Origin of the sequence: Microbispora amethystogenes (genome assembly GCF_016863015.1) — a bacterium.
GTDB classification, from domain to species: domain Bacteria; phylum Actinomycetota; class Actinomycetes; order Streptosporangiales; family Streptosporangiaceae; genus Microbispora; species Microbispora amethystogenes.
In genome coordinates, this window is sequence record NZ_BOOB01000059.1 from 45019 (window position 1) to 61119 (window position 16101).

Sequence of the window (16101 nt, forward strand, 5' to 3'; positions counted from 1 at the left end):
GTTCCCTCCGCCGGGTCCCCCGGCCGACACTGCGTCGAGCCGGCACCACGTGCGGCCGGCCCGGTCGGGGGCCAGGGTGCGGGTGCCGGAACCAAAAGGAACATGATGTGAGCGGAGGTGGACGGGAATCGAACCCGCCAGGCCGAGGACCTCGGCCTCGTCGGTTTTGAAGACCGCGGGGGCCACCAGGCACCCACACACCTCCAGGCAGAAACCTAGCCGGATCAGGGTAGGGACCCGGCGGCGCCCCCACGGCGGCGGCGCGGCGTACGTGAAAGACGACCCGGACGGGGGCGGCATGACCGAGACGACGGAACGGGCCGGGTTGCGGCTGACCCAGCAGGCGCACGGCGGCGGCTGCGCCTGCAAGATTCCCCCGGGTGAGCTGGAGAGCATCGTGGCCGGGCTCGTGGCCCCGGATCCGTCGGCGTACGCGAACGAACTGGTGATCGGGCTGGACGACGGCGACGACGCGGCCGTGGTCAGGATCGAGGGGGGCAGGGCGGTCGTCGCCACCGCCGACTTCTTCACCCCTGTCGTGGACGATCCGTACGACTGGGGGCGGATCGCGGCGACCAACGCGCTGTCCGACGTGTACGCCGTGGGCGGCGAACCGGTCGTCGCGGTGAACCTGCTGGGCTGGCCGAGGGAGACCCTGTCCATGGACCTCGCCCGGGAGGTGCTGCGCGGCGGCCTCGACGTGGCGCGGGCGGCGGGCTGTCACGTCGCGGGCGGGCACAGCGTGGACGACCCCGAGCCGAAGTACGGCATGGCGGTCACCGGCCTGGCCGACCCCGAGCGGCTGCTGCGCATCGACGCGGGCCGGGCGGGGACTCCGATCTCCCTCACCAAACCGCTCGGCGTGGGCGTGCTCAACACCAGGCACAAGGCGACCGGCGAGGTGTTCGCGCAGGCGGTCGAGGTGATGACGACGCTCAACCGGGACGCCTCACGGGCGGCGCTGGCCGCCGGGGTCCGCTGCGCGACCGACGTGACCGGCTTCGGGCTGCTCGGTCACCTCTACAAGCTGGCCAGGGCGAGCGGCGTCACGGCGGTGGTCGACGCGGCGGCCGTGCCCTACCTGGAGGGCGCGCGGCAGGCCGTACGCGACGGTTATGTCAGCGGCGGCACGCGCCGCAACCTCGACTGGGTGCGCCCGCATCTCGACCCGGGCGGCCTCGGCGAGGAGGACCTGCTCCTGCTCGCCGACGCGCAGACCTCCGGCGGCCTCCTGGTCGCGGGCGAGGTCCCCGGCGCACCGGTCGTCGGCGAACTCGTTCCCCGCGAGGCCTCCGTCCTGCGACTCACCTGACCTCCGCCGACGCCCGTGCTCTCGTGGCGACGGGTTCAACGGCCGGGGACGTGGGCGGGAGCGCCGGCGTCGAGGCGGTCTCGCTGGGGGACGACGGTGTATTTGGGGTCCCTGGCCGAGACGCGGCCCGCCTCCAGCACGCCGAACCGGGTGCACAGGGCGCCGGCGGTGATCGCGAGCCCGGACAGCGCCGTAAGGGTCCGGCTGCGCCCGGCGACCGTGGCCAGCAGGCCGCCGCCGAGGGTGAGCGCGCGCGAGGCCCGCATGAGTGTGCCCGCCCTGCCCTTCCGGTACGGCTCGCCGAGCATGCCCAGACGACGCTCCATCACCTCGCCGGCGACGACCTCGGTCACGGCGCCGGCGACCGCCGCGGCGCGGGCGGGTCCCGCCAGCGCTCTGGGCGTGGTCAGCATGACGGCCGCACCTGCCGAGGCGAGGGCGCTCCCGGCGAACAGGAACGGCAGTTCCCGCATCGCCTCGTGCCAGGCCGGAACCGCGGTGTCGGCCAGCAGGACGGCCGTGTAGGTGGCCATCGCGACCCCGCTCAGGCCGCTCGCGAGCGTCGCGGCGTCACCCACCACGGGCAGCACACCGGTCACCGCCGAGCCCATCGCCACCGAGGTCAGCCCTCCCTGCGCGGCGAGCGTCCAGGACCCGACGCTCATCGGCGAGCTCGGCTTGAACACCCGCAGCATGTTGAGGAAGCGCATCGGCCGGCCCAGTTCGGCCACGAGGAAGGCCGCGCCGGCGGTTCCCCCGGCGAAGGCGGCCGTCCGGGCGGCGAGTTCGAGCCGTTCGTGGCCGGTCAGGCGAGCGACGGCCGCCATCGCGGACGCCGCACCGGACATCCCGCCGAGATACAGGTACGTCGGCATGTGCGGCTCGTGCCAGATGGGCTGCTTGACGACCGGCTGGCCGTAGTACGACCGGAACGGCGCCTCCGGCACCACCTCGCCCTGGCCTTTCGGCATCAGACCCTCCCCACCGAACCCGAAGCCACGGAACCCGAACCCGAACCCGAAGCCGAAGCCGAAGCCGAAGCCGAAGCCGAAGCCACGGAATTCACCGAAACGATCACGGCTTTCTCCCGGCGAAGCACACGGCCACGCCGGCGGCGAGGGCGAGCGCGGCGCCGCCCGCCCAGCGCCACATCGCGGGCAGGTCACGGGTGGTCACCACCGGGTCCGGCGGCAGGCCGTACGTCTCCGGCTCGTCCATCAGCAGGAAGAACGCGCCCGTGCCGCCGACGCCGTTGTCCGGGCTCTCGCCGTACAGCCGGGCGTCGGTCATGCCCTCGGCGTGCAGCCGTTCGACGCGTTCCTGGGCCCGCTCCCGCAGTTCGTCCAGCGGCCCGAACTGGATGGACTTGGTCGGGCACGCCTTGGCGCAGGCCGGTTCCATGCCGCCGCGCAGCCGGTCGTAGCAGAGGGTGCACTTCCAGGCCCGGCCGTCGTCCTCCCGGCGGTCGATCACGCCGTACGGGCAGGCGGGCACGCAGTAACCGCAGCCGTTGCACACGTCCGGCTGGACGACGACGGTGTCGAACTCGGTGCGGAACAAGGCCCCGGTCGGGCAGACGTCGAGGCAGGCGGCGTGGGTGCAGTGCTTGCACACGTCCGACATCATCAGCCAGCGGCCGTCCTGCTCGACGAACGCGACGTGCCGCCAGGTGCTCGCGCCGAGCGAACCGGTGTTGTCGTAGGAGGTGGCGCGGAACACGAACCCGTCGTCGGGCACGTCGTTCCACTCCTTGCAGGCCACCTCGCACGCCTTGCAGCCGATGCAGACGGTCGTGTCGGTGAAGAAGCCCATCCGCTGCTCAGCCATGGCGATACCTCTCGACCAGGTCGAGCAGCGCCCGGCCGCGCGGGCGCCGTCCCGGCAGGACGTCGCAGGTGCCGGCCTTGCTCTCCTGGATGTAGACGTTCGGGTCGAGCACGACCGACCCCAGGTCGTTGACGACGTCTCCGGTGATCACTCCGCCCCCGCCGTAGCCCCAGTGGTAGGGCATGATCACCTGGTGGACGGTCCTGCGGTTGACGCGCAGCGGCCGCACCCGCCCGGTCACCAGCACGCGTAGCTCGATCGCCGTACGGGCGGTGACGATCGTCGCCCAGCCGCCGTTCTCCAGGCCGAGCTCCTCGGCCATCTCCCGGGACACCTCGCAGAACGCCTCGGGCTGGAGCTCCGCCAGGTACGGCAGGGGGCGGCTCATCGCGCCGGTCGTGTGGTGCTCGGTCAACCGGCTGGTCGTGTAGACGTACGGGAACCGGGGCGACAGCGCCGGGTTGTACGGATTCTCCGCCCGGTCGATGGTCCGGCGGGCCGGGTTGGACTGCTGCCCGTACAACGTGTTGCGCACCGCCGACTCGTGCGGCTCGTAGTGCGTGGGCAGGGGCCCGTCCGCCAGGCCCGACGGCACGTACAGCCAGCCCCTGCCGTCCGACTGCATGATGAACGGGTCGGTGCCGGCCAGCGCGTGCTGCGCCTTGGCCCCCTCCGGCGGCACGTAGCCGGGCGCCTTGTCCTCCTCGAAGTCCGGCACGTCGGGGCCGACCCATCTGCCCTGCTCGGCGTCCCAGTAGACGTACTTCTTCCGCTCGCTCCACGGGCGCCCGTCGGGGTCGGCCGAGGCGCGGTTGTAGAGGATGCGCCGGTTGGCCGGCCAGGCCCAGCCCCATTCGAGGGCGGCCGGGCCCTGCTCGGTGTGCGGCTTGCGCCGGGCGGCCTGGTTGACCCCGTCGGCGTACACCCCGCAGTAGATCCAGCAGCCGCAGCTCGTCGAGCCGTCCGGCTTCAGCTCGCGCAGCGACGCCAGCGGACGGCCGTCGGCGTCCGAGCCGTTGATCTCCCGCAGCACGGCCTCGGCGTCGGGCTCACGCCGCTCGCCGATCTCGGGGTAGTCCCAGGTCAGCTCCGTCACCGGGCGGTCGATCGCGTCGCCGCCGAGCCGCTGCCTGATCCGCTTGCCGAGGTGGTGGTAGAACCACAGGTCGCTGCGGCAGTCCTCCGGCGGGTCGAGCGCCTTCTCGCGCCACTGCAGCAGGCGCTGGGTGTTGGTGAAGGTGCCTTCCTTCTCCACGTGGGTCGCGGCCGGCATGAAGAAGACCTCGGTGCCGATCTCCTCGGTCCGCAGCTCCCCGGTCTCGATCTCGGGCGCGTCCTTCCAGAACGTCGCGGTCTCGACCGTCACGAGGTCGCGGACCACCAGCCAGTCGAGGTTGGCCAGGCCGAGCCGCTGCGCCTTGCCGTTCGCCGACCCCACCGCGGGGTTCTCCCCCACGACGAAGTAGCCCTTGACCTTCCCGTCAATTTGGCCCATGACCGTCGAGTAGTGGCCGTGGTCGCCGGTGAGCCGCGGCAGGTAGTCGAAGTGGTAGTCGTTGTCCTCGGTCGCCGCGTCGCCCCACCACGCCTTGAGCAGGCTGACGACGTACGCCCGCCGGTTGCCCCACCAGCCGGTGTCGGAGCCCTCCCGCTCCAGGTAGTCGTCGAGGCCGTCGTGGCGGTGGGCGTGCGGCATCGCGATGTATCCCGGCAGCAGGTTGAACAGCGTCGGGATGTCCGTCGAGCCCTGGATGCTGGCGTGGCCGCGCAGCGCCATGATCCCGCCGCCCGGACGGCCCATGTTGCCGAGCAGCAACTGCAGGATCGAGGCGGCCCTGATGTACTGCACGCCCACCGAGTGCTGTGTCCAGCCCACCGAGTAGACCCAGGCGGTGGTCCGCTCCCGGCCCGAGTTGGCGGTGACCGCCTCGGCCAGCTCCCGGAACCGCTCCGGCGGGATGCCGCACAGCTCCTCGACCATCTCCGGCGTGTAGCGGGAGTAGTGCCTCTTGAGGATCTGGTACACGCAGCGCGGGTTCGTCAGCGTCGGGTCGGACGGCGGCGTGGCGCTCGCGCCCGCGCCGCGCGCGCCGTAGGAGTCGGACCCCGCCGCCTCCGCGTGGTGCCTGCCGCCCTCGGTGAGCTCCTCCTCCTCGGGCATGTCGCCCTCGTACGCCCAGGTGGACGGGTCGTACCTGCCGGTCTCCTCGTCATAGCCGGAGAACAGGCCGTCGAGGTCCTCGGTGTCGCGGAACTCCTGGTTCACCAGGGTCGCCGCGTTCGTGTACGCGAGGACGTACTCGCGGAAGTCGAGCCCGTTCGACAGCACGTGGTTGATGAGCGCGCCGAGCAGCACGATGTCGCTTCCGGCGCGGATCGGCAGATACCGGTCCACCGACGCGCTGGTCCGGCTGAACCGCGGGTCGATGTGGAAGACCTTCGTGCCGCGCTGACGTGCCTCCATCACCCACTGGAACCCCACCGGATGGCATTCGGCCATGTTGGAGCCCTGGATGACGATGCAGTCGGCGTTCGCGAGGTCCTGCTGGGACTGGGTCGCGCCGCCGCGCCCGAAGCTGGTCCCCAGACCGGGGACGGTGGAGGAGTGTCAAATGCGCGCCTGGTTCTCCACCTGGATCGCGCCGAGGGCGGTGTACAGCTTCTTCATCAGGTAGTTCTCTTCGTTGTCGAGCGTCGCCCCGCCCAGGCTGGCGATGCCCAGAGTCCTCCTGACCTCTTCACCCTCGTGTGTCTGCTGCCAGGTCTCGCGCCGGGTCCGCACGACCCGGTCGGCGATCATGTCCATCGCGGTCTCGAGGTCGAGCGGCTCCCACTCGGTGCCGTACGGCCTGCGGTAGAGGACCTTCGTCTGACGGCCGGGGTGGGTGACGAGCTGCTTGCTGGCCGACCCCTTCGGGCACAGCCGCCCGCGCGAGATCGGCGAGGCCGGGTCGCCCTCGATCTGGGTGACCTTCCCGTCCTTCACGTAGACGAGCTGGCCGCAGCCCACGGCGCAGTAGGGGCAGACGGAGCGCGCCACCGTGTCGGCGTCCTCCACCCTGGGGCGAAGGGCGTCCGTACGTGGCGAGCGCGCCGCCCGCCCCCTGGCGTCCTCTCCCTTGAGCTGCCGCATCACCGGCCATCGGGAGAGCCATCCAGCACCCATGACGCCTCTATTGCCCTAGTCACCCCAGTTTCAATCACGAAGAACTCCCAAAGGTTAAGGAGTGATCGGGTGTAGAGCGCGTACGGGGGGCATTAGGCCCTGATCCGGCACACTCCGGGGGCGAGTCGTGCCTACGGGAAGACCGCACGGGAAAGACCTCCACGCAGAGGACGGCGATGAGCGACCAACCGCCCGAGTGGGCGAGAAACATCGAGAAAGTGGCCGTCGAGGCGGCGCGGGAGTTCGGGGCCGCCGTCGAACGGGCCGGCCGGGCTCTCGGCCGGGCGGTCGACCAGGCGGGGCGGACCGCCAGGGCGCAGGCGGCGATGGCGGCGGCCTACCAGGCCGATCTGGAAGCCCTGGAGAAGGTGCTGCGCGCCCTGCCTCCCGAACAGGTCAGGGAGATCTCCACGGCGGCGGCCGTGGTGGCGGCGACCGCCGACCAGGTCCTGGCCCAGACGCCGAAGGACGCCGACTGACCCGGGGATGACCCGCCGACGTCGCCGGCGAAGCGGAGGGCGAGGGGGCCCGGCGCGCGGACGTCAGGGACGGGCGTCCGGGGCCAGGCGTTCCGCGAGCCAGTTCGTGACGAGGTCCTTCACCTGCGCGTCGACCGGCTCCCGCGCCTCACGGCGGTAGGCGCGCAGCGACGGCGGGCCGGGCTGCCGGCGCAGGATGTGGTCGAGGTCGGGGATCACGTGGGTCTCCACCGGACCCGGGACCGACTCGGCGACCCGGGCGAGGTCGGCGGGGTCCACCTGGAGGTCCTTCTCCCCGGTGACGGCCAGGACCGGAGCGTGGATCCCCTTGAGGTCGGCGGCGGGGTCGTGGTCGAGGAACTCCCGGGTCCAGCGCGCGTTGACCCGCACGCCGCCGATCCTGGCGACGTCCGTGGTCGTACGGCGGATCCGCTCGTGGTTCTTCAGCACCTTCGTGACCAGGTCGGTGCGGGTCAGCCGCAGCAGCCACCGGACGGCCGCCGGCATCGAGGGCGCCAGGCGCTCCGCCTGCCATCGCAGTGTCTCCGCGCCCGGCTTGGCGGACGGCGACAGCAGCACCACCGCCGCAACGACCGGCCGGGCGGCGGCTCCGGCCCCTTCCTCGGACCCGCCGGGCTCTCCGGTCGGCACGCGGGCCGGCTCCGGGGCCGGCTCGGCGGTCGCGGCGAGGTTCGCCGCGATCAGGGCGCCCTCGCTGTGCCCGGCCACCGCGACCCGGGAAGGATCGATCTCGGGATGTGCGCGCAGCGCGGCGAGCGCCGCGGCGGCGTCGGTCATGCCCTCCAGGAAGCCCGTCGGGAGGAACTCGCCGGTGCTGGCGCCGACGCCCCTCTTGTCATAGCGGTACGTCGCGATCCCGGCGGCGGCCAGCGCCTCGGCCAGTTCGCGGGTCACCTTCAGCGGGAGCCGCCGGTGGTCGGAGTCGCGGTCGACCGGCCCGGAGCCCGGCAGGAGCAGGGCGGCCGGGAACGGGCCGTCCCCGTCCGGCAGCGTCAGCGTGCCCGCGAACCGGTGGCCGGCCGAGTCGAAGGTGAAGTCGATGTCGCGCATGTCTGACCGTGTCTTTCCGTGTCTTCGGGTGGTGCCGGTGCGGCTCTCGGAGGTCCTCACGCCTCGGACGGCGTGGGGGCCAGTGCGGCGACCACGGCCCGGGGGTCGTCCACGCCGAGCAGCAGCGAGTCATACCTGTGCCCCTCCAGGTGGATGCGCACCGCCGCCCGGCCGCCGCGCACGTCCACGAACTCCCTGCTCCCGGGCCGGTGCCAGGTGCCGAGCTTACGCGCGCCCGGGATGGCGAGACCGGTGCGCAGCCCGCGGGGGGCCCGCAGCGGCGCGCCCTCGACCACCTCGACGGACCGGACCGCCGAGCGCGGCACGCGGAGGTCCCCGCGCAGCGCGCCGACCTTCTCCGCGGTGGTCAGGCGGACGGTTACGGCGTCGGCGGTGATGGTCACGGTGCTCATCGTGGCGGCTCCTTTGTCGCTTCTGTCGGGTACGAGCCCATTGTTATCGACTATGAGAATGATGTCAATTGTGAGAACATAGGGTCATGGCCACAGCGGAACTACTCCTCCATCCCGTCCGGCTGCGCATCGTCCAGGCACTTCTCGGCGACCGGACGCTGACGACGGGAGAGCTGCGATCGGAACTGCCCGACGTGCCGACGGCCACGTTGTACCGCCAGGTCGCGGCGCTCGTGGAGGGCGAGATCATCGAGATCGTGGCGGAACGCAAGGTCAGGGGAACGTTCGAGCGGTCCTACCGGCTGCGTACGGCGAACGCGACCGTGACCGCGGAGGACGCGGCCGGGCTCGGCGCGGACGACCACCGGCAGGCGTTCATGACGTTCGTCGCGTCGCTGCTCGCGGACTTCGACCGATATCTCGACCGCGACGACTTCGACCTCGGCCGGGACGGAGTGGGCTACCGGCAGGTGGCGATGTATCTGAGCGACGAGGAGTTCCGGGAGTTCCTCCGGGATCTGGCCGCGGTCCTGCGCCCCCGCCTCGCCAACCAGCCCGCTCCCGGTCGCGTCCGCAGGATCCACTCCACCGTCGTCATGCCCGCCCAGCCGCCCGCGTGACCTCACGCTTTTCCCATCCCGACGTCTACATAAGAGCAACTGGACAAATCACGCCCGGTCGCGTGTCCCGTCACCCGGCGAGGGCGGCACGCTTGGTCGCGGCGACCACCGAGAGCCAGGCCATCGCGGTGAGTACGCCGACGCAGAGGGTGAGGGAACCGGCCCATCCGCCGGACATGGCCCAGCCGTTGCCCAGCACCACTGCCAGACCGCCGAGCCGTGAGGCGAACGCGTGGCCGGACCGGCCGGCGCGGGAGTAGTGGCGGCCCAGGACGAAGCAGGCCGCGGCCAGCGCGGCGAAGGCCACAGAGCCACTTGCCAGGTGCAGCAGGCCGTGCCAGCTCATGGTGCCGGGACCGGCGGGGGTCCCGGCCGGGAAGCCGTCTCCCGGGTCCAGGACGAAGACCCCGGACGCGGCCATCATGAGGCCCTGCACCAGGACCAGCCGCGGCGCCCAGGTCCCTCCCTGCGCGCCGCGCATGACACGCCGCAGCCCGACGGCGCCGGCGACCGTCAGTGCGGCCGTGACCAGGAAGTTGGAGATCTGCAGCCAGCCGAGGTCCCCGGTGCTCAGCATGCTCAACGGATGGCGCAGCAGATCGAAGCCGGCACGGGTGAAGGCCTGGGCGAGGGACACGATCCCGAACACCGGGGCCGCGGCCACACCACAGGCCAGCAGCGTCCTCGTCGATGCCGGCGCGGCCGCACCGGTCCGCGTGGCGCGGCCGGAGGAGGCTGACGCCGGGATGGTTCCGGCGCTACGCGAACCGGAGTCGGGAGTGGTGACGCGCGTGGAGGTCATCGGGGTGTTCCCTTCGTCGGGTGCTCCGCGGCCGGTCCGTCCCGCCGGCCTCGCTCACGCGTCGAACGGCTACGGGCCGGATCGACACCGCCGTGGTGCCGGCAGGCCGATCCCTGCTCACCTGCGATCACGCCACGTGAACGCATTCCCTGTCACATGCGCATTCCCTGTCGCATTGAGGAGAGAGGCCCTGGTCAGAGGGGCGAAGATGGTGGTGTCTGTTTCGCCCGCGTCCGTACGACGTGTAGGTGAGACAGGGCGGACCGGCGATCGGCCCGCACAGTGAACACAAGGAGACACCACGATGCGGTTCCTGTTGACCACCACCGGCGATTCCTCCGCCCCCGACGAGGCGATGATGGCCGAGATGGGCGCCTTCATCGAGGAGATGACGAGGTCCGGCGTGCTGCTGGCCACGGGCGGGCTCGAGCCGGGCGGCGTGCGGATGACCAGCCGAGGGGGCGAGGTCACCGTGACCGACGGACCGTTCGCCGAGTCGAAGGAGGCCATCGTCAGCTTCGCGCTGGTGGAGGCCCGTTCCCGTGAGGAGGCGATCGAACTGGCCCGTCGTTTCTGGAAGATCGTCGGTGACGGCCAGGGTGCCGTTCAGCAGGTCTTCGGCCCGGAGGACGCGCCCCGCTGAAGCCGGCCGCCGGGCTCGGGTTGCGCGGTGAGCGGCACGGATGCTCTGATCGGCCGGGTGACGTCCCGCGCCGACCCTCCCCGCGACGAACGCGGTGTGATCGACGCGGTCTGGAAGCTGGAGTCCGCGAGGATCGTCGCCGGCCTGCTGCGGTTGGTCGGCGACGTCGGCCTCGCGGAGGAACTCGCGCAGGAGGCGGTCCTCGCCGCGCTGGAGCAGTGGCCCGCGTCGGGTATCCCGGACAACCCCGGCGCCTGGCTCATGGCCGTCGCCAAGCGACGTGCGGTCGACCACCTGCGCAGGGAGGACCGGCACGGCCGCGGGCAGGAGCGGCTCGCCCACGACCTCTCCACGCGTCCCGGCGACGACGCCCGTGAGATGGACGACATTCTGGGCGCGGTCGACGGAGAGGTGGGCGACGACGTCCTGCGGCTGATGTTCGTCTCGTGCCATCCGGTGCTGCCGGCCGAGTCCCGGGTGGCGCTCACGCTGCGGCTCGTCGGCGGCCTGCGCACCGACGAGATCGCGCGTGCCTTCCTCGTCACCGAGACCGCCGTGGCCCAGCGGATCGTTCGGGCCAAGCGCGCGCTCGCCGACGCGGGGGTGCCGTTCGAGGTGCCGTCGGGGCCGGACCGGACGGCCCGGCTGGCGTCGGTGCTGGAGGTCGTCTACCTCGTGTTCAACGAGGGCTATTCGGCCACGGCCGGCGACGACCTGATGCGGCCGTCCCTCTGCCTGGAGGCCCTGCGTCTCGGCCGCCTGCTGGCCGGGCTCGTGCCCGGCGAGGCCGAGGCGCACGGCCTGGTCGCGTTGATGGAGCTCCAGCAGTCGCGCTCGGCCGCCCGTACCGGGCCGTCCGGGGAGCCGGTCGTGCTGCACGAGCAGAACCGGGGACGCTGGGACCGGCTGCTCATCCGGCGCGGCTTCGCCGCGTTGCTGCGGGCGCGGCAGGCCGGTGGGCCGCTCGGGCCGTACGTGCTGCAGGCGGCCGTCGCGGCCTGCCACGCGGGAGCGGCCACGGCGGAGGAGACGGACTGGCCGCGGATCGCGTCCCTCTACGACGCGCTGGTCCGGGTGCTGCCCACACCGGTCGTCCAGCTCAACCGCGCGGTCGCGCTCGCCATGGCGTACGGGCCGGACGCCGGCCTCGCGCTGGCCGACACGCTGACCGGCGAACCGGCCTTGGCGGGCTATCACCTGCTGCCCGCCGTACGCGGCGACCTGCTGGCCCGGCTCGGCCGGCGCGAAGAGGCCCGCGCGGAGTTCGAGCGCGCGGCGTCCCTCACCCGCAACGCCCCGGAACGCGACGTCCTGCTGCGGCGCGCCGCGACCTGCGCCGCCAACGCTGCCGAAGGCATTGCGGATATCGGAGGCATCGGAAGCGTCGAGGGCGTCGGACGCATCGCGGGCATCGGAGGCGTCGGCGGTGTCGAGGGCGGCATTGGGGGTGTCGGTGTGGGGGGCGTCGTGCTCGGCGAGGCCGTTCGGGTCTTCCTCGCCCGTCCCGGCCTGACGGCCGGCACCCTGCGGTCGTACGGCCAGACCCTCTCGCGGCTGTGCCTGCGCCTCGGCGCGGACCTTCCGCTGCAGGAGGCGACCCCCCAGCGGGTGGCCGAAGTCTTCGCGGCCGAGTGGGGCACGGCGGCGGGCGCGACCTGGAACCGGCACCGCGCCGCGCTACGGTCGTTCGCCGCCTGGGCGGCCGGGCACGGACTGATTTCCGCCGACCCGGCCGATGGGCCGACCACTGGTCAGACCGCCGACCCGGCCGCTGGTAAGGCCGTCGATCGGGCCGCTGTTCCTGACGCCCGTGTCGCCGGCCTGGGCGCTGATCGGGCGGCTGTTCCAGACGTGGACCGGGCCGCTGTTACGGGCGCTCGTGTCGCCGGCCTGGGCGCCGATTGGGGCACTGAACTGGCCGCCGCGCTCGACCGGCGGCCCGAGCCTCGCGGGCGGGTCCGTCCCATCGCCCGGCCGCACCTGGAGGACCTGTGGGCGCGGCCGGACGTCGCCCCGCGCGAGCGCGCCCTGTGGCTGCTGCTCTACGAGAGCGCGGCCCCGGCGGAATGGGCGCTCTCGCTCGACGTGCAGGACCTCGACCTGCCCGGCATGAGCGCCGTGGTGCGCGGCAGGCGGCGCCGGATCCGCTGGGAGGCGGGAACGGCCGCGCTGCTGCCCCCGCTCGTCGGCGACCGGCGTCGCGGCCCGCTCTTCCTCACCGACCGACGGCCGGGCCCCGGCCGCGCACCTGCGGCGGCCGACCTGTGCCCGCACACCGGCCGGAGCCGCCTGTCGTACGAGCGGGCCGAGCACCTGTTCAAGCGCGCCACCCGGGACCTCGACCCCGGGGGCGAGGGGTACACGCTGCACCGCCTGCGTCACTCGCGCCTGGCCCACCTCGCCGAGGACGGCTGGACGGCGCCGATGCTGATGTCCCTGTCCGGCCACACCAGCGCGCGCACCCTGCGCGAGTTGGTCCGGGCCGGACAGCCGGCGGAGGTGACCGCCGACCCGCCCTGCCCGCCGCCGGAGCGTCCACGCATGCCCGCCCGGCCCTCCGCGTGACCTCGCGCCTTCTCGCCCCGGTGTCCCCGCGCTCCGACCTCCGTGGGGAGTCGCCGTGGCCGTGCGATCGGCGGATACCGTTGCCCGAGTGTCGAGGAAAGCGGCAAACCAGTCATACCAGGCATGCCTGAAGGACGTCCTGCTCTGGGCGGTTCTCGGACTTCCGGCGGTCTGGGCAGGCCTGACGCGAATGCTGGCCGACTCCTACACCTGGCCCGAGGTGACCGCCGGACTCGCGGCGATCGGCGTGGCCGTCGCGCTCGCCCGGTCCAGGCCGCTGGCGGCCATGCTCGTCACCGCCGCGCTGTGGGCGCTCTCGGTCGCCGTCCGGGGGGACCCCACCGTCTTCTTCCTGGCCCTGACGGTGATGAGCTGTCTCGCGGGGACGCGGATGCCCCGGGCCCGACCGGCCCTGATCGGGCTGTCGGCAGTGGCTGTGGCGGCCGCCGCCGTAGTTCCGCTGGTCCGCTGGGACCCCACTTCAGGGGGCTTTGTCCCCTGGGACCTCGGCGCGTGGTTCTTCGCCGTCACCGGGATCGGGTTGTTCGGCCTCGTGCCGTGGCTGGCGGGCCACGCGCGGCACCAGAGCCTGGCCCTGACCCACGCGGGCTGGGAACGCGCGGAGCGGTTGGAACGGGAACGCCGGATGCTCGACGAGCAGGCCAGGATGCGGGAGCGAACCGCCATCGCACGAGAGATGCACGACCTGCTCGGCCATGATCTGAGCCTGGTGGCGCTACGAATCGGCGCCCTCGAGGTCGCCCCCGGTCTGTCCGGAGACCACCGTGAGGCTGCCGGAGAGGCGCGCAGGGCGGTCACCGGCGCCGCCGAGCGCCTACGCGACATCGTCGCCGTGCTCGGCGACGGCGACGCGGGTCACGTGGACGACGACCCGACCGGCGAAAGCGTCGGCGAACTGGTCCGGCGGGCCGCGGCCGCCGGAATGTCCGTCGTGGTGCACGGCGCGCAGGAGGAGGAGCGGACTCCCGGGCCCGCGCGCGCCCTCGTACGACGGGTGGTGCGGGAGGGGCTGACCAACGCCGCGAAGCACGCCCCCGGCTCGGAGGTGCGAGTGCGGCTCGCGGCCGGGCCGGACGAGACCGAGGTGACCGTCACCGCTTCGGCACCGGACCGCCCGGGCCGAGGTGTGGCAGGCGGATACGGGCTGCGGGAACTGGCCGGGCGGGTGCGGCTTCACGGCGGCATCCTGCACGCCGGGCCCTCGGACGAGGGCTTCACGCTGGCCGTCCGGCTGCCGCACGTCACACCGCCGGCGACGGACGTTCCCGGCCCTCGTCCGGTCGCGCTCGATCTGGCACTGGCCCGGCGGCGGGCACGCCGTACGCGCCTGGCCGCGCTGCTGGTGTCCGCCGCGGCGTTCACCGGAGCGTCCGCGTTCCTGCTGGGGTTCATGGTCTACGACGCGACGACCTCGGTGCTGCCGCCGGCCGAGTTCGCCGGGCTGCGGGTCGGGCTGGCCGAGTCGGAGGTCGCGGCGGTGCTGCCGCCCCGGACCAGGATCGACGATCCGTCGTGGCCCGAGCCGCCGATCCCTCCGGGTTCCCGGTGCCGTTACTACGGCGTTGACCCCGACCCGTTCGGCGAACCGCGGCTCCACCGGCTGTGCTTCGCGGAGGGCCGCCTGGTCGGCAAGGACTTCCTGCCGCGGTGACCGTGCCCGGAAACGACCGTGCCCGGAACCGGCCGTGCCCGGAACCCGCGGCGGTTCCATACCATCGACTGATGCGCACGATCCGGGTGGTTCTGGCCGACGACGAGCCGTTGATCCGCGCGGGGGTCCGGACGATCCTCGCGTCGGACCCCGGGATCGACGTGGTCGCCGAGGCCGCCGACGGTCGCGCTCTGGTGGAGGCCGTACGGGCGCACCGGCCCGAGGTCGCCCTCGTCGACATCCGTATGCCGGGGCTGGACGGGCTCGCCGCCGCATCGGAGGTGCGCCGGATCGCCCCCCGCACCGCCGTACTGATCATGACGTCCTTCGGTGCGGACGAATACGTGGCCCGGGCGCTCGGCGACGGCGTGGCGGGGTTCCTGCTCAAGACAGGTGATCCCCGGGAGTTCTCCCTGGGGGTGCGCGCGGTGGCGGAGGGCGGGGCGTACCTGTCGCCGCCCGTGGCCGCGCGTGTCATCCGGGAGTTCGCGGGCGATCGGCTGTCGCGCTCGGCCGCGGCCCGCGAACGGATCGCCGTGCTGACGAACCGGGAGCGGGAGATGCTCGCCCTGGTGGGCGAGGGCATGTCCAACGCGGGCATCGCCGCGAGACTGCACCTCGCCGAGGGCAGCGTGAAGACCTACATGAGCACGATCATGGCCAAGCTGGGCGTGCCCAACCGGGTGCGGGCGGCGGTCATCGCGCATGAGGCGGGGCTTTCCGGCGCGGGATAGCGGGCCCGGCTCCCAAGCCGCGCTCAGCGCGGGTGACGCGGAGCCGGCCGGCGCGGGTGGTCAGCACCGGCGCGAGAACCGGCCGCCGCCGCAAGGTGACCACCAGCGCGACCGCCGGGCCCCGCAGGACCAGCAGGACCAGCGGAGCGGTCACCGCGCCGAGCAGCGACCCCGCCATCACGTCGTGGGGGTAGTGGACCCCCACGAAGACCCTGGAGAAGGCCTCGGCGACCGCGAGCAGCCCGGCCGCCGGCGCTGTCCTGCGCCACAGGACGGCCAGCGCGACGGCCCCGGCGGCGGCGAAGGTCGCGTGGTTGCTCGGCAGCGACCAGTCGCCGTACGGAGGGCAGGGCGCCACCGTGACGGCCCCGGCCAGGTCCCAGCAGGGGCGGCGCAGCCGCAGCAGGCTCTTGATCCCCTCGCTGGCGAGATACGGCACCAGGACGGCGACCGGGGCGAGCAGCGCCAGCGCCATCCGCCGGTCGTCCTCCCGCCGGGCCCGCCACCAGCCCACCGCGAGGAACACGACGACGAGCGCGGGAACCACGTCCGTCGCGATCTCCATCGCATGCCGCACCCAGGCGGGAGTGTCCGCGGCGAACGCGACGACCTCCCGGTACCACTCGGCGCTGATGTCCGGCACGTCCTCGACCTCGACGCCCACCGTCTTCCCTCCGTCGTGCCCGTACGCCGGTCCGTCCGGCCCTTCGACGCTAGGGACGGCCGTGACGGCGGGCACTGGCGGAAAGTCGCCGGTCACCCTCCACTTTCGTCAATGTCCGGGCAGCCAGCGGACG

The 16101-nt window shown here is 73.0% G+C and carries 13 protein-coding genes, 1 tRNA gene and 2 pseudogenes; 8 read left to right on the forward strand and 8 right to left on the reverse strand.

The genetic code is table 11. The features are described from left to right. Window positions 1-111: 111 nt before the first annotated feature. Window positions 112-205: transfer RNA gene (locus tag Mam01_RS32525), tRNA-Sec, on the reverse strand. 93 nt (window positions 206-298) lie between these two features. Here Mam01_RS32525 and selD point away from each other — a divergent pair. Continuing rightward, a complete protein-coding gene (gene selD / locus Mam01_RS32530; protein WP_204289006.1) occupies window positions 299-1312 on the forward strand; it encodes a selenide, water dikinase SelD in 1014 nt (337 codons plus the stop codon). A 35-nt stretch (window positions 1313-1347) separates the two neighbouring features. Here selD and nrfD read toward each other — a convergent pair whose 3' ends face one another. The 3 genes from nrfD to fdh form a co-directional block, all read right to left on the reverse strand. Beyond that, a complete protein-coding gene (nrfD, locus tag Mam01_RS32535) occupies window positions 1348-2283 on the reverse strand; it encodes an NrfD/PsrC family molybdoenzyme membrane anchor subunit (protein WP_239101795.1) in 936 nt (311 codons plus the stop codon). Window positions 2284-2386: 103 nt separating this feature from the next. Beyond that, the gene (locus tag Mam01_RS32540) at window positions 2387-3139 is read right to left on the reverse strand and encodes a 4Fe-4S dicluster domain-containing protein (RefSeq protein ID WP_204289007.1); all 753 of its coding nucleotides are present in this window, start codon (window positions 3137-3139) and stop codon (window positions 2387-2389) included. Then, window positions 3132-6305 carry a formate dehydrogenase gene (gene fdh / locus Mam01_RS32545; RefSeq protein WP_204289008.1) on the reverse strand — a complete coding sequence of 1058 codons (3174 nt, stop codon included), beginning with the start codon at window positions 6303-6305 and terminating at the stop codon, window positions 3132-3134. Before fdh ends, Mam01_RS32540 begins: the two co-directional genes overlap by 8 nt. Window positions 6306-6481: 176 nt before the next feature. On the opposite strand from fdh, the gene Mam01_RS32550 reads away from it, so the two are divergent. Next, window positions 6482-6784, forward strand: a complete 303-nt coding sequence (locus Mam01_RS32550) for a hypothetical protein (protein WP_150939898.1) — start codon at window positions 6482-6484, stop codon at window positions 6782-6784. A gap of 63 nt (window positions 6785-6847) precedes the next feature. Here Mam01_RS32550 and Mam01_RS32555 read toward each other — a convergent pair whose 3' ends face one another. Both Mam01_RS32555 and Mam01_RS32560 read right to left on the reverse strand, forming a co-directional pair. Continuing rightward, window positions 6848-7855, reverse strand: coding sequence for an alpha/beta hydrolase family protein (locus tag Mam01_RS32555; RefSeq protein WP_204289009.1), 1008 nt, complete (start codon window positions 7853-7855; stop codon window positions 6848-6850). 56 nt (window positions 7856-7911) lie between these two features. Continuing rightward, entirely contained in the window at window positions 7912-8268 is a 357-nt protein-coding gene (locus Mam01_RS32560) for a hypothetical protein (protein WP_204289010.1), read from the reverse strand. A gap of 86 nt (window positions 8269-8354) precedes the next feature. Between Mam01_RS32560 and Mam01_RS32565 the strand changes: the two genes are divergently transcribed. After that, a complete protein-coding gene (locus tag Mam01_RS32565; RefSeq protein ID WP_204289011.1) occupies window positions 8355-8888 on the forward strand; it encodes a helix-turn-helix domain-containing protein in 534 nt (177 codons plus the stop codon). Window positions 8889-8958: 70 nt separating this feature from the next. Here the strand turns inward: Mam01_RS32565 and Mam01_RS32570 are convergent, their stop codons facing one another. Beyond that, complete coding sequence (locus tag Mam01_RS32570; RefSeq protein ID WP_204289012.1) at window positions 8959-9690, reverse strand: DUF998 domain-containing protein; 732 nt, start codon at window positions 9688-9690, stop codon at window positions 8959-8961. A 304-nt stretch (window positions 9691-9994) separates the two neighbouring features. Here Mam01_RS32570 and Mam01_RS32575 point away from each other — a divergent pair, with 304 nt between their 5' ends. The 5 genes and pseudogenes from Mam01_RS32575 (at window position 9995) to Mam01_RS32590 (ending at window position 15304) form a co-directional block, all read left to right on the forward strand. Next, entirely contained in the window at window positions 9995-10333 is a 339-nt protein-coding gene (locus Mam01_RS32575; protein ID WP_204289013.1) for a YciI family protein, read from the forward strand. Window positions 10334-10378: 45 nt separating this feature from the next. Then, window positions 10379-11668 (forward strand): annotated as a pseudogene (locus Mam01_RS37795) (RNA polymerase sigma factor); the annotation flags it as partial. A gap of 183 nt (window positions 11669-11851) precedes the next feature. After that, window positions 11852-12898: pseudogene (locus Mam01_RS37800) on the forward strand (tyrosine-type recombinase/integrase); the annotation flags it as partial. Between the two features lie 88 nt (window positions 12899-12986). Then, window positions 12987-14570, forward strand: a complete 1584-nt coding sequence (locus tag Mam01_RS32585; RefSeq protein WP_204289015.1) for a sensor histidine kinase — start codon at window positions 12987-12989, stop codon at window positions 14568-14570. A gap of 71 nt (window positions 14571-14641) precedes the next feature. Beyond that, complete coding sequence (locus tag Mam01_RS32590; protein WP_204289016.1) at window positions 14642-15304, forward strand: response regulator transcription factor; 663 nt, start codon at window positions 14642-14644, stop codon at window positions 15302-15304. On the opposite strand, the gene Mam01_RS32595 is transcribed toward Mam01_RS32590, so the two are convergent. Continuing rightward, window positions 15267-16043 carry a phosphatase PAP2 family protein gene (locus Mam01_RS32595; RefSeq protein ID WP_204289017.1) on the reverse strand — a complete coding sequence of 259 codons (777 nt, stop codon included), beginning with the start codon at window positions 16041-16043 and terminating at the stop codon, window positions 15267-15269. The two genes, Mam01_RS32590 and Mam01_RS32595, sit on opposite strands and share 38 nt — an antisense overlap. Window positions 16044-16101 lie beyond the last annotated feature (58 nt).

What these genes read in the sequence shown, in the direction of transcription:
- Mam01_RS32570 (WP_204289012.1), bottom strand. Translation starts at nt 9,690, where the DNA reads ATGACCTCCACGCGCGTCACCACTCCCGACTCCGGTTCGCGTAGCGCC.
- Mam01_RS32565 (WP_204289011.1), top strand. Translation starts at nt 8,355, where the DNA reads ATGGCCACAGCGGAACTACTCCTCCATCCCGTCCGGCTGCGCATCGTC.
- Mam01_RS32540 (WP_204289007.1), bottom strand. Translation starts at nt 3,139, where the DNA reads ATGGCTGAGCAGCGGATGGGCTTCTTCACCGACACGACCGTCTGCATC.
- Mam01_RS32550 (WP_150939898.1), top strand. Translation starts at nt 6,482, where the DNA reads ATGAGCGACCAACCGCCCGAGTGGGCGAGAAACATCGAGAAAGTGGCC.
- selD (WP_204289006.1), top strand. Translation starts at nt 299, where the DNA reads ATGACCGAGACGACGGAACGGGCCGGGTTGCGGCTGACCCAGCAGGCG.
- nrfD (WP_239101795.1), bottom strand. Translation starts at nt 2,283, where the DNA reads ATGCCGAAAGGCCAGGGCGAGGTGGTGCCGGAGGCGCCGTTCCGGTCG.
- Mam01_RS32555 (WP_204289009.1), bottom strand. Translation starts at nt 7,855, where the DNA reads ATGCGCGACATCGACTTCACCTTCGACTCGGCCGGCCACCGGTTCGCG.
- Mam01_RS32575 (WP_204289013.1), top strand. Translation starts at nt 9,995, where the DNA reads ATGCGGTTCCTGTTGACCACCACCGGCGATTCCTCCGCCCCCGACGAG.
- Mam01_RS32560 (WP_204289010.1), bottom strand. Translation starts at nt 8,268, where the DNA reads ATGAGCACCGTGACCATCACCGCCGACGCCGTAACCGTCCGCCTGACC.
- Mam01_RS32590 (WP_204289016.1), top strand. Translation starts at nt 14,642, where the DNA reads ATGCGCACGATCCGGGTGGTTCTGGCCGACGACGAGCCGTTGATCCGC.